Below are 11,363 nucleotides of genomic sequence, written 5' to 3'. Positions count from 1 at the left end.
GCGGGCGGTCCCGCGGTTGGTCTGGTTTCGATCGAGCCGGCTCACGGCGTGCCGCAACGCCGGGCTACTTCTCGATGACGCGGGCTCGGGGCTGTGACCAGCGGACATCTCGCTTGAGCGAGTTGCGGATGACGCGAGGTCCGGACGTCATCAGGGACCCGATCCTGAAGGACACCGAGCCACGGGTGTCGGCGAGCTCCTGATCCCGGCCCTGGAGCTCCTGCTCGAGGGTGACCACCCGGCTTCTCAGCCGCTTGCGGACAGCCGAGGCGGTCCCGGCGGCCTGAGCGACCGCGTCGGCGAGATAAGTGGCCACGATCTCGGCGCACATCGGGCTCATTGCCGCGTACTGCCACCATCGTTCTGCGAAGTCGGCCGAGACGTCCATCCACGGCTTCCGCTTGTCCGCGAAGTGGATGATGACCGGCGAGCTCATCGCCTCGTCGTACTCGTCACGGGACCAGACTCGCTGAACGGCCGGTCTGCTCCAGAACTCCTCGACGTTCTTGGGACCGTACTTCGTCATCAGGTTGAAGCGGAGCGGAAGATGGCGGAGGCCGTCATAGCAAACGATGTTGATGATGTCTTGATCGTCGGAGTCGAACTCCTTGGCGGAGAGCTCGAGGAACTGCTCGACCAGGCCGTCCTCACGCATCTTCTCCAGGTTCATCACCATGACACCGGAGTTGACGTAGCGGTCGAAGGACGGGATGCCCATCGCCCGGGCCGCCTCTGCTGACCGGAGGTGGTAGACGGCAGCCGGCACTGCGGCGACATAGACGTCGTTCACGTCCTGCGCGTAGAGCGGCGACAGATCGCTCTCGATGACGGTGTCGACGTCGAGGTAGATGATCTTGTCGACATCCAGGAAGAGGTCAGGCAGCTTGAGCCGGAAGTACGCAGGTGCGGTCAGGTGCGAGGTGCTGACCTTGACGTCAGCGAAGCCGTCCACGACGACGAACGTGATCGTGTTGCCCGGATAACGATTTTCGAAGCTGAGGATCTGGTCCCGTACTTCCGCCGGGTACTCCTCCGCCACGAGGATCTTCAGGTCGTAGCTGGTGTCGGTCCCGGAGTTCTCCAACAAGGACGTGATCGCCACCGACATGGGCTTGGCGTAGTTGAGGTCAGCGGCCATGGCGACCGGGATGATGCGGGTCTGCTCGGCCTGAGCATTGGCTACGCGGGGTTGCGGTAGTTCCAGATCCTGCGGGCGCGTCGTGGGCGCATGATCGGATACGGCGAGCTTGTGGGGAGCCACCTGTTGTCCTGTCGAGCTGTTGACCAACCCGATGGCGCGTGCGTGTGGTTCACGCCTGTGCCGGTACGGATGGGCCGTGGTTTGTCTTCCCCGAGATCCGGATGACCACGTCGCCACCCGGCAAAACCGCCAGCCCGAACACGGCGGTGAATCGTCTGCTCCCCCCGGCCCGGGGGAAGCTGAACCCGGGACGAACGGAGATGAACGAACCAGAGATTAACCCACTGGAATCCGGTTTCCTTAACCAACGCTGAGGATCGTCGGAACTGTCACGTGCCCGCAACATTCGGGTGGTCCGAAGGGGCAGTGAGCAATAGCCCAGATGGACTATCTACCCCGGGATTCGCCGGGCTCGAGGTGCCGGTTGGCAGGTGGGGCAGAAGTAGGAGGAGCGGTTCATGAAGGCGGTGCGGCGCATCGGCGCACCACACCGGTCGCAGGGCTCGCCCTCACGTCCGTACGCCGCGAGCGACCGTTCGAAGTAGCCCGACTCGCCGTTCACGTTGACGTAGAGCGCGTCGAAGGAGGTGCCGCCCTGGGCAAGCGCTTCGGTCATCACGTCGCGTACGTGGCCGAGCAGCTCGCGCACCTTCGGGCCGGTCAGCCGGTCCCCCGGGCGTTCGCCGTGCAGCTTGGCGCGCCAGAGTGCCTCGTCGGCGTAGATGTTGCCGACGCCGCTGATCACGGTCTGGTTGAGCAGGATCCGCTTGATGCCGCTGGCCGATCGACGGACCCGCCGGACGACGGCCTCCGCGTCGAAGGCGGCCTCGAGCGGGTCGGGGGCGATGTGGACGATCTCGGGCGGGAGCTCGGCTCCCCCGGGGCTGATCGAGAGACCGCCGAACATGCGCTGGTCGACGAAGCGGAGCTCGCGACCCTCCGCGGCCCCTTCGAGGCGGATGCGGACGCGCAGGTGGCGTTCGTCGGGCGACTCCGGCGGCTGGACGAGGATCTGGCCGCTCATCCCGAGGTGGGCCATGAGGGCGTCCCCGGAGTCCAGCGGCAGCCACAGGTACTTGCCGCGGCGGCGGGCGCCGACGAGCACGCGGCCTCTCAGCTCCTCGGCGAAGGCCGAGGCACCGGCGAGGTGGCGGCGTACGGGCCTGGGGTGCAGGACCTCGACGGCGAGGATCCTCGCGCCGAGTACGTGGCGCTCGAGGCCGGCGCGTACGACCTCGACCTCGGGGAGCTCAGGCAACGACTGACCTCAGGCCGAGGAGGAAGCGGAGGCCTGGATCTCGCCGTAGGCCGTCTCCGCGGCGGCCTGCTCGGCCTCCTTCTTGGAGCGGCCGACGCCGTTGCCGTAGAGCTGCTCGCCGACCCGGACCTTCGCGGTGAAGGTCTTCATGTGGTCGGGGCCCTCGTCGGTGATGACGTATTCGGGCACACCGAGGGCACGCTCGGCGGCGAGCTCCTGCAGCGAGGTCTTCCAGTCGAGCCCGGCACCGAGGTCGGAGGCCGCCTCGATGAGGGGGTCGAAGAGTCGGTGGACGAGGACGGTGGAGACCTCGATGCCACCGGAGAGGTGGACCGCTCCGATCACCGCTTCCACGGTGTCGGAGACGATCGACGCCTTCTCGCGCCCACCGGTGGCCTCCTCGCCACGGCCCAGCTTGATGTGCTGGCCGAGGCCGATGGCCTGACCGACCTCGGCCAGGGCGCGGGCGTTCACAACTGCCGCCCGCAGCTTGGCCAGCTTGCCCTCGGGCAGGTCTGGGTGGGTGCGATAGAGGGTCTCGGTGACCACGACGCCGAGCACCGAGTCGCCCAGGAACTCCAGGCGCTCGTTGGTGGGCAGGCCACCGTTCTCGTAGGCGTAGGACCGGTGTGTCAGCGAACGCTCAAGCAGCTCGGGGTCCAGGATCGGATCCCCGAGCGCTTTGCGAAGCTCGGCGTAGTTGGTCAGGAGACTAACCGCGTGTCAGATCAGAGGACCTGGCGACGCTCGGCGCGAGCGCCGTACTGGCCGCACTCGCCGCACGCACGGTGCGGGATGTGCTTGGCGCCGCAGGCGGGGTTCGCGCACGTCACCAGGGTCGGCGCAACGGCCTTCCAGGCCGAGCGGCGGTGGCGGGTGTTGCTGCGCGACATCTTCCGCTTCGGGACAGCCACTGTTTTCTCCTCTTATTCGGCCGGTCGGATCTCGACCGGCTACTGAAGCCTAGTTACTGGCGAACTCTAGTTGCTGGGCTCATCTTTCAGCGAAGCCAGCCCCGCCCAGCGCGGGTCGACCTTGTCGCCGTGGTCGTGCCCGGGATCGTCCGCGAGCCGCGCCCCACACTCGGGGCACAGTCCCGGACAGTCGTCCTGGCACATCGGCTGGAACGGCAGTGCGAGCACCACCGCATCCCTGAGCACCGGCTCGAGGTCGATCAGATCGCCCTCGGTCCGGCTGGTCTCGTCGTCCTCATCAGGGGCCTGGCCGTCACGAGAGTCGTCGTAGACGTACAGCTCCTGGATGTCGACCTCGGCTTCGTCCTCGATCGGCTCCAGGCACCGCACGCACTCGCCCTCGAGGACAGCGAAAGCCGTCCCCGTGACCAGCACACCCTCCATGACCGCCTCGAGCCGCAGGTCGAACTCGACCGGCGAACCCTCGGGGACAGAGAGGACTTCGATACCGAGATCCGCCGGCGCCGGCACCGTCAGCTCCACGTGACGCTCGGACCCCGGGCGGCGGCCGAGCTCGCGTGTATCGAGCACGAGCGGCGCTCTCGGGTCCAGGGCAGTCATGTTTCACTTCCGGATGAGGGCACGACAGATCAGATGAGATCTTACCGGGACCGGACGACGGCGACCAAAAGGACGGTCACCACACCGGCCACGCACGCGACACCGGCGATGCCTGTCGCGACCCAGGCCGCCGACTGGAAGACCGGTGCGGTGGCCAGGTCGCCACCGGCCGGGTTCGGCGGAGCGATGTGGGCGGCGAAGACCGCGAACGCCGCCGCAGCCCAGACCGCGACCGCCGGCCCCGCAAAGCGCGGCGTGACGGTAAGCCCGAGCGCGGTGAGCAGGCTGGTCACGACGGTGAGCGGGATCAGATAGCGCCAGTACGCTCCCCCACCACCAGCCGCGTAGTTGAGCTGGATCCCGACGACGACCACGGTCAGAGCGAGCAGCAGCAGCGCCGTCGCCACCCGGACGGGCTCGCGCCGCGACCGGGAGAACGCGCGGAGGCCGACGACCAGCCCGAGCACGAGCGGGGCGAGGGTGAGCACGGCGCCGATGGTGACGTGCTCCTGGAGCGCCGGCGGGATCAGCAGCTGGCGCCAGATGTCGGGGTCGGTGGCGACGTCGAGCACGGGGCGTACCTCCCGTTCCTGCAGGGGGCCGCCGGGCTTGCCGACGAGGTCGGTCTGCATGCCGGACCAGTTGCCGGTGGCACGGAAGTTGCGGATGTAGAACCACGCGTTGACGGCGACGGCGAGGAGCACGGCGACGCCCAGACGCAGGATGCCCGTCCAGTCGCGGCGCGGGCCGAACAGCCAGACCAGGCCGAGGGTCGTCGCGCACAGGCCGATGAAGACGACGCCGGGGAGCCGGGTGCCGAGGGCGGCCGCGGCGTACAGACCGAAGAGCACCAGCCCGCCGGTACGGGACCCGTGGCGAAGCAGCCAGACGGTCTGGCCGACCAGAAGAGTGGCCCACAGCACGAACAGGTTGTCGTTGAAGACGACGCCGCCGAGCCGGGTCAGGGCCGGGCTGAGCGCGGTGACCAAGCCGGCCGCGACCGACACCTCGGGGCGGCTCGGGACGATCTGGCGCGTCGTCCACATCACCGCGGCCACGACGAGGCAGGTGATCACGAGGGCGATGCCGCGGGCCGCCATCCCGGCGGCGAGCAGGTGGCCGGCGTCGGTGAGCGGTCCGACCACGGGGGCCAGCATCAGGTAGAAGAGCGGTGGATGCTGGCCGGTCCAGTCGAAGGGCAGCGTGTAGCCCCAGATCTGCGGCATCCGCATCGGGTCGCCGATGCCGATCAGGGTGCCGTGCCAGAGCTGGTAGGCGTGGTCGACGTGGGCCACCTCGTCCTTGGTGCCGTAGAGCGGCGAGGAGAGCGCATAGCCGGCACACACGCCGGCGCAGGTGATGAGGTTGGCGATCAGGCCGGCGGTCCAGAGCTGTGGTGCGGTGGGCCGTGCGGTGGGCACAGACGTCTCCCGAGTGGTTCGTTGGCTGGTGACGGGGCAGATGTTGGGGCAGGTGTTGGAAGGTCGCCGTCGCGACGGGTCAGGAAGGCGGCGACGAGGGCGACGACGACGTCGGCCAGAACGGCGATCCCACGGGCCAGCAGGGCAACCAGCAGCGCCAGCCCGGGCGAGAGTACGCCGGAGAGGGCCACGACCAGGACGGCCTCGCGCAACCCGGCACCGGCCGGGAGCCCGATCGCAGCCATCCCCAGGCTGAACCCGAGCGCATAGCCGCCGACGCTGGCCAGCAACGAGGGCAGCGGGTCGCCGCCCAGGCCGACCACGACCACCCAGATCTGGAGGCCGAGCAGGAGCCAGACCACGCCCTGCAGCGCCAGCGCCGTGCCGATCCCCCGCCAGGTCGGCAGTACCTCGAGCGGCTCGCGTCGCACCAGCCGCAGCCCGGTGTCGGCCACCTTCGCGAAGACCGGTGGATGCAGCGCCACCAGGATCAGCGGCAGGAGCAGGACCGCCCACCAGTAGCGCGCAAACGTCTCCTGTCCGAGGAACGGCATCAGCAGCACCGAGACCATCACCCCCGCGCCGACCGCGATCGCCAGCACGAGAACACCCTGGGTCAGGGACGTACGCCGCGGCACCCGCTCCGCGCGGGCGAGCTCCATCTGCCCGACGATCGTCCACACCGAGCCGGGCAGGTACTTCCCCAGCTGGCTGACGTAGAAGATCCTGGCCGCGGGCACCAGCGGCAGCGGCGAACCGAGATCGGCCAGCACCACCCGCCACATCAACAGCGCCACGCCCTGGGCGAGCACGGTCAGCAGAAAGGCCACCCCGAGCACCCACAGCGGCAGCTCCTCGAAGCCCCGCACGAGCGCGTTCCAGTTGCGGTGGATCGCGTACGCCGCCACCAGGACGACGATCGCGACGACCACCGCCTTGAGCGGCACCGCCTTCGTCCAACCTCGGCCCACGGGTCCTCCTTGGCAGCACTTTTCGGGTGCCGACATCTCAGATGCGGGGTGTGCTGCTCGATCTTTCCTTGATCACGACCCTAACGTTGAGGTGATGCACATCGTCGCCTTCGGCACCTACGACGTGGCCTCCCATCCGCGGGTCGCGGTACTCATCGAGGGCTTACGCGCCTGTGGCGCGGAGGTCACCGAGGTCAACCGGCCGCTCGGCCTGGACACCGCGGCGAGGGTGGCGATCCTGCGACAACCGTGGCGTCTGCCGCTGCTCGTGCTGCGTCTGCTGACCTGCTGGAGCGGCCTCGTCGCCGAGTCGATGCGTCGCCGTCTGCGCGGGCGTCCCGACGCCGTGCTGGTCGGCTATCTGGGTCATTTCGACGTGCACCTGGCCCGTCTCCTCCATCCGCGCTCGACCATCTTGCTCGACCACATGGTCTCGGCCGCCGGGGTGGCCACCAACCGGCGGCTGGCCGGATCCGGCGGGTTGAAGCTGCGCCTGATGAAGGCGATCGACGCGATGGCGCTGAAGCAGGCCGACGTGGTCATCGTCGACACGGTCGAGCAGCAGGAGGGGCTGCCCGAGGACGTACGCCGGCACTCGGTCGTGTGCCCGGTGGGTGCCACCAAGGAGTGGTTCGACGCGGGCGCCCGGGCGCTCGAGCGGCCGACCGAGGAGCCGCTGAAGGCTGTCTTCGTCGGCCTCTTCTCCCCCACCCACGGCGCCCCGGTGATCGCCGACGCCCTCGACATCCTCGCCGACGACGAGCGGATCGAGGTGACGATGGTGGGCCAGGGCCAGCAGTACGAGGAGGCCAGGCGCCTCGCGGCCGGCAACCCGCGCGTCTCCTGGGTCGACTGGGTCGACGCCGAGGACCTGCCCGACTTCGTCGCCGGGTTCGACGTGAGCCTCGGCATCTTCGGCACCGTCCCGCAGGCACGCCGGGTGGTGCCCAACAAGGCGTTCCAGGGCGCCGCCGCCGGCGCTGTCGTCGTCACCTCCGACACCGCGCCCCAGCGGCGGATGCTGGAGAGCGCGGCCATGCTGGTCTCCCCCGGCAGCCCGGAGGAGCTCGCCTCGGCCCTGACCAAGCTCGCCGACGACCCCGACGAGGCCCAGCGCCTGCGCGAGGCCGCCTACGAGCAGGCCCGCGAGCACTACACCCCGCGGGCCGTCGCCTCCCCCATCCTCGAATGTCTTAGCTGAAGCGAAGCCCGAAGCAATCAGCCCAGTTGAACCCGACCCGACCCAGCACCCCGATGTCGCTCACCGCCACCGACCGCCCACTGCCGCCGCTCGCACCCCGCGCCTGGCTCCGCTACGACGTCGTCAGCCGGATCATCGACCGGCTGGCTCCGAGGACGGCGCTGGAGATCGGCTGCGGCCAGGGTGCCTTCGGCGCCCGCCTGGCGATGCGCGCCGACTACCTCGGGGTCGAGCCGGACGCGGACTCGTTCGCCGTAGCGTCCGAGCGGATCACCTGCATGGGCGGCACGGTGCTGAACGCGATGTCCTCCGAGCTGGACTCGGGGAGGACGTACGACATGGTCTGCGCCTTCGAGGTGCTCGAGCACATCGAGGACGACAAGGGGGCGCTGGCCGAGTGGGTCACCCACATCCGCCCCGGCGGGCAGCTGGTGCTCTCGGTGCCGGCGTTCCAGGAGCGGTTCGGTCCGATGGACCGGCATGCCGGGCACTTCCGCCGCTACAGCCCCGCCGAGCTCACCGAGCGGCTGGAGGAGGCCGGTCTGGGCGACGTCGACATCACCGTCTACGGCTGGCCGCTCGGCTACGCCCTGGAGGCGGTCCGCAACCGGATCGACGCCCGGAAGCTGGAGAAGGTGGGCGACCTCACACCCGAGGAGCTCACCCGGGCGACCGGGCGTACGTTCCAGCCCAGCGGCCAGCTCAAGGGGGCCGCCATCGCCCTCGCGACCAGCCCGTTCATGGCACTACAGCGGCTACGGCCCGACACCGGCACCGGGCTGGTGGCCGTCGCGACCAGGCGCGACTGACCCGCCGGCCGGAACGCCCGAAAGACAACTTGACCGACCTACCGCGCGCGCTACCGACGTCGGTTCCCGACTACTCATAGATTTTCGGCCTGTGCCCTCCCCTGTTGTGACTGGATCCGATCGGTGGCGCTCAGGCGTCGTCCTGGCACTTCTCGTCCTCTTCGTCGCGGTGACCTTCGGTCCCGCGCTCGTGGGTCAGGGCATGCTGCTGGACACCGGATGGCTGCACGCGATGATGCCGTACGCCGCCGACGGCCCGATCCCGCAAGGGACGCTGTGGTGCCGCGGGGACACGTGGGACTACTACCTGCCCGGCGTCGAGAACATCGTCGAGGGCGTACGCCACGGCAACTGGCAGACCTGGGCGCCGTACGAGGTGGGCGGCGCGCCGCTGGCCTCGCTGCCGAACCATGCGGTGCTGAGCCCGGTCTCGTGGCCCTACTGGGTGATGCCGCTGTGGCTGGCGCCCGCCTGGGTGAAGCTGACCGAGCTGGTCCTGGTGCTGGCTGGGATGGTGCTGTTCCTCGGCCGGCTCGGGGTGCGGCGCAGCATCGCGCTGGTCGCCGGCCTGGTCTTCTTCACCTCCGGGTTCATGATGATGTGGACCAACTGGCCGCACACCAAGGTCGCCTGCCTGATCCCGCTGCTGCTGTGGGCCCTGGACCGTGCGGTGCGCGAGCGCGGCGCGCGCGACCTGGCCGCCGTCGGCCTGGTGGTCGCCGCGATGCTGCTCGGCGGGTTCCCGGCGGTGACGATGTTCGCGCTGACCCTGGGCGGGATCTACGTGGTCGTCCGGGCGCTGGCGCTGCGGGACGTGCGGCGCACGCTGGTCGCGGGCGGCATCGCCGCCGGCGGGGTCGGGCTCGGGGTCGCGCTCTCCGCGGTCCAGGTGCTCCCCTTCGCGCTCAACATGAGCGCTCTCGGGCTCGACGGACGGGTCCCCAACCAGGTCAAGCCGGCCAGTCTCGTGCTGACGACGGTGGCCCCTGACGTCTACGGCACCTGCGTCGACGGGCTCTGGTTCGGCGAGGACAACCCGATCGAGTCGATCTCCTTCATCGGCGTCGCGGCGCTGATCCTGGTCCTGTGCGCCCTGATCGTCAGGATCCCCGGCGGCCGCCGCCCCTCGACGCCCGCCCTGCTCGCGGTCGTACTGGCCGCCGTCGTCTGGCTGCTGTGGGTCGGCGGGCTGCCGCTCGAGCTGCTGCAGAAGCTGCCCGGCTACAGCTCCAACAGCTTCGGGCGGGCGAACTCGATCTTCGGGTTCCTGTGCGCAGTGCTGGCCGGGATCGGGCTGGAGCGCCTCGTCCAGCGGGCCGAGGTGTCGCGGTCTGCCGACGAGGAGGGTCGGTCCTGGCGTCCGCGTCTGGTGGTGTCGCTGGTCGTGCTGCTGGCGGCCGCCGGGGTGGCTGCGTACTTCCTGTACGCGGCCTATGTCTACATCGACGGCGCCCCGCGGCCGATCCCCGACGTCGCCGCGAAGCTGCAGGTGCCGGCGCTGCTGGGAGTGGTCTCGGTCCTCGCGGTGGCGGCGACGCTGCTGCTGCGGGGCCGGCTGCGGCTGCTGGGCCCGCTGGTGCTCGTCCTGGCGGTGCTCGCGCAGAGCACGATGTTCGCGCGCGAGGTGCTGCCGCTCACCGACCGTGACGAGTTCTACCCGGTCACGCCTGCCCACGAGTTCCTGAAGAAGAACCTCGGAGAGGAGCGCTACGGCGCCTCGAGCTGGGAGCACTCGGCCGTCGCCGACCACTACCGGCTGCGTACGCCGACGGGCCATGAGTTCACCTCGGCGGAGTGGAAGTCGCTGATCGCCGCGGTCAGCCCGGACGCCCAGCTGTCCCCGACCTACAGCGACTTCCCCGCCAACGTGCCCACTCCGGGGCGTCAACCGGTGCTCGACCAGCTCTCGGTCCGCTACTGGGTGACCCAGCCGATGGAAGTCATCGGGGTCTCATCGCCGACACCGGTGCCGGGCGCGCAACGGCAGCCGCTCACCGTGATGCCCGGCCAGCAGGCGACCTGCCAGGTCCCGCAGGGCGACCTGCGTGGCATCGAGGTCACCGTGCCCGACGGCCTGAAGCCGCGGGCGCAGACGCCGACGGTCGTCCAGGTGAGCGTCGGGGCCGGCGCCGAGAAGGTCACCTCCGAGCGGGCCATCGCCGTCAACCGACCGCTCAAGCGCGGGGAGAAGCTGCGCGTCGCGATCCCCGACCACCGCTTCGCCTCCGGTCCGGTGCCGGTCTCCATCTCGTTCGCAGGGAAGCGGAAACCGGTCCAGCTGGCCGGCCGCACCGACGGTTCCGCGGTCTGCACGGCGGTCCGTCCGGAGAAGGGCGACGGCCTGCGGGTGGTGCACGCCTCGGCCGGCGCGGTCGTCTACGAGCGCGCGAGCGCGCTTCCCCGGATCCGCTGGGCCGGGACCAGCGAGGTCGTGACGGACGGTCCCACGCGGGTGCGACGGCTGACCGAGGGCGTCGCCCCCGGCACGGTGCTCCTCGACGACGACTCGACGCCGGCCGCGTCCGGCTCGACCGCCGAGGTGGACGTACGCCGCGACGAGGCCGAGACGATCTCCGCCGAGGTCACCGCAGACAGAGCCGGCTACCTGGTCGTCGCCGACTCGATCGCCCGTCCGGGCTGGTCGGCGACGGTCGACGGCCGCCCGGTGGACCTGGTCGCCGGCAACCACGCCTTCGCCGCCGTGCCCGTCCCCGACGGAACCCACACGGTCACCCTCCGTTATGAAGCGCCCGGCCTGCGGGCCGGGGCAGTGATCTCCGCAGTCGGCGCTCTCGGACTTCTCGCCCTCCTGTTCATCCCGACCGTGTTCCGCAGGTGGCGGCGAAGCAGGAACGACTCCGTGACCCCTCAGGACACCAGCATCTAGAACACGTTCCACCCAGCGACACCGCGGGCGTGACACCGGTCCGCGGACGTACCAAGGTCTCGCTCATGGCTGTTCAGATC

At 69.9% G+C, this 11,363-nt stretch carries 10 protein-coding genes; 3 read left to right on the top strand and 7 right to left on the bottom strand.

Features of this window, described 5'->3' with window-relative positions; all coding sequences use genetic code 11:
• Window positions 1-64 precede the first annotated feature (64 nt).
• From ABTX24_RS14910 to ABTX24_RS14880, 7 genes are all read right to left on the bottom strand, one after another.
• Window positions 65-1,261 (bottom strand): glycosyltransferase family 8 protein, encoded by a 1,197-nt coding sequence (locus tag ABTX24_RS14910; RefSeq protein WP_350840617.1) that lies wholly within the window; start codon window positions 1,259-1,261, stop codon window positions 65-67.
• 331 nt (window positions 1,262-1,592) lie between these two features.
• Window positions 1,593-2,459, bottom strand: coding sequence for a bifunctional DNA-formamidopyrimidine glycosylase/DNA-(apurinic or apyrimidinic site) lyase (gene mutM, locus ABTX24_RS14905; protein ID WP_160024527.1), 867 nt, complete (start codon window positions 2,457-2,459; stop codon window positions 1,593-1,595).
• Between the two features lie 9 nt (window positions 2,460-2,468).
• Entirely contained in the window at window positions 2,469-3,110 is a 642-nt protein-coding gene (rnc, locus tag ABTX24_RS14900; protein ID WP_350719134.1) for a ribonuclease III, read from the bottom strand.
• Window positions 3,111-3,187: 77 nt separating this feature from the next.
• Window positions 3,188-3,373 carry a 50S ribosomal protein L32 gene (gene rpmF, locus ABTX24_RS14895; protein ID WP_008358292.1) on the bottom strand — a complete coding sequence of 62 codons (186 nt, stop codon included), beginning with the start codon at window positions 3,371-3,373 and terminating at the stop codon, window positions 3,188-3,190.
• Between the two features lie 66 nt (window positions 3,374-3,439).
• Window positions 3,440-3,994, bottom strand: a complete 555-nt coding sequence (locus ABTX24_RS14890; RefSeq protein ID WP_160024528.1) for a YceD family protein — start codon at window positions 3,992-3,994, stop codon at window positions 3,440-3,442.
• Window positions 3,995-4,035: 41 nt separating this feature from the next.
• Window positions 4,036-5,415, bottom strand: a complete 1,380-nt coding sequence (locus ABTX24_RS14885) for a glycosyltransferase family protein (protein ID WP_350840615.1) — start codon at window positions 5,413-5,415, stop codon at window positions 4,036-4,038.
• A complete protein-coding gene (locus ABTX24_RS14880; protein ID WP_350840613.1) occupies window positions 5,367-6,386 on the bottom strand; it encodes a lysylphosphatidylglycerol synthase domain-containing protein in 1,020 nt (339 codons plus the stop codon). The genes ABTX24_RS14885 and ABTX24_RS14880 overlap by 49 nt, the downstream gene beginning before the upstream one ends.
• A gap of 94 nt (window positions 6,387-6,480) precedes the next feature.
• Between ABTX24_RS14880 and ABTX24_RS14875 the strand changes: the two genes are divergently transcribed.
• From ABTX24_RS14875 to ABTX24_RS14865, 3 genes are all read left to right on the top strand, one after another.
• Complete coding sequence (locus ABTX24_RS14875) at window positions 6,481-7,587, top strand: glycosyltransferase (RefSeq protein WP_350840611.1); 1,107 nt, start codon at window positions 6,481-6,483, stop codon at window positions 7,585-7,587.
• A gap of 26 nt (window positions 7,588-7,613) precedes the next feature.
• Window positions 7,614-8,396 (top strand): class I SAM-dependent methyltransferase, encoded by a 783-nt coding sequence (locus tag ABTX24_RS14870; RefSeq protein ID WP_350840609.1) that lies wholly within the window; start codon window positions 7,614-7,616, stop codon window positions 8,394-8,396.
• A 106-nt stretch (window positions 8,397-8,502) separates the two neighbouring features.
• Window positions 8,503-11,283: a YfhO family protein gene (locus ABTX24_RS14865; protein WP_350840607.1), complete on the top strand. Its 2,781-nt coding sequence runs from the start codon at window positions 8,503-8,505 to the stop codon at window positions 11,281-11,283.
• Window positions 11,284-11,363 lie beyond the last annotated feature (80 nt).

Origin of the sequence: Nocardioides sp. NPDC127514 (genome assembly GCF_040302125.1) — a bacterium.
Taxonomy (GTDB): Bacteria; Actinomycetota; Actinomycetes; order Propionibacteriales; family Nocardioidaceae; genus Nocardioides.
Note: the sequence above shows the minus strand (reverse complement) of the source record. Positions and strands in the feature narration are given on the sequence as shown.

What these genes read in the sequence shown, in the direction of transcription:
- ABTX24_RS14890 (WP_160024528.1), bottom strand. Translation starts at nt 3,994, where the DNA reads ATGACTGCCCTGGACCCGAGAGCGCCGCTCGTGCTCGATACACGCGAG.
- ABTX24_RS14875 (WP_350840611.1), top strand. Translation starts at nt 6,481, where the DNA reads ATGCACATCGTCGCCTTCGGCACCTACGACGTGGCCTCCCATCCGCGG.